This is a genomic window from Streptomyces sp. AC627_RSS907 (genome assembly GCF_019049165.1).
Window position 1 is genome coordinate 1 of the sequence record NZ_JAGMUE010000277.1, and the last position, 581, is coordinate 581.

Consider the following 581-nt stretch of genomic DNA (forward strand, 5'->3'; position numbering starts at 1 on the left):
CCGACCGACGCCGCCGGCGAGCGGCGCCACCTCACAGCGCTGCGCGACCTGGCCGATGACTGCTCCCACGGCGCGGGCCCGGCGGCGCTCGGCGGGCTGTCCACCGAGGCGACGGCGCGCGACATGGACGCCATCCGCGCCGCGCTCGGCGAGCCCCGCACCCACTTCCTCGGCGTCTCCTACGGCAGCTACCTGGGCGCGGCGTACGCGACGCTCTTCCCGGACCGCGCCGGCCGGATGGTGCTGGACAGCGTTGTCGGGCCGTGGAGTTGGCACGACTTCGACGTCCGACAGGCCGCGGCGCTGCTGCGCCAGCGCGAGGTGCTCTTCGGCTGGCTGGCCGGCGACCCGGGCCGGTACGGGCTCGGCGAGAGCGCCGGCCAGGTGCGGGCGGCGTACGCGCGGGCGCGTGAGCGGCTCGCGGCCCGGCCGGTGGACGGCTTCGGCCCGGCCGAGTTCGACCGCGCCGTCTACCGGGCGCTCGGCCGCACCGAGCGCTGGGCCCCGCTCGGCGACGGACTGCGCGACTACCTGCGCACTAGCAACGTTGCCAAACTGCGGCCGCCGGCGCCGTTCGGATA

General features: G+C 77.1%; 1 protein-coding gene. It reads left to right on the forward strand.

The window, feature by feature from the left end; translation table 11 throughout:
* Positions 1-581: alpha/beta fold hydrolase (locus KUM32_RS33260; protein ID WP_217145645.1), on the forward strand; the 581-nt coding region annotated here is incomplete at both ends.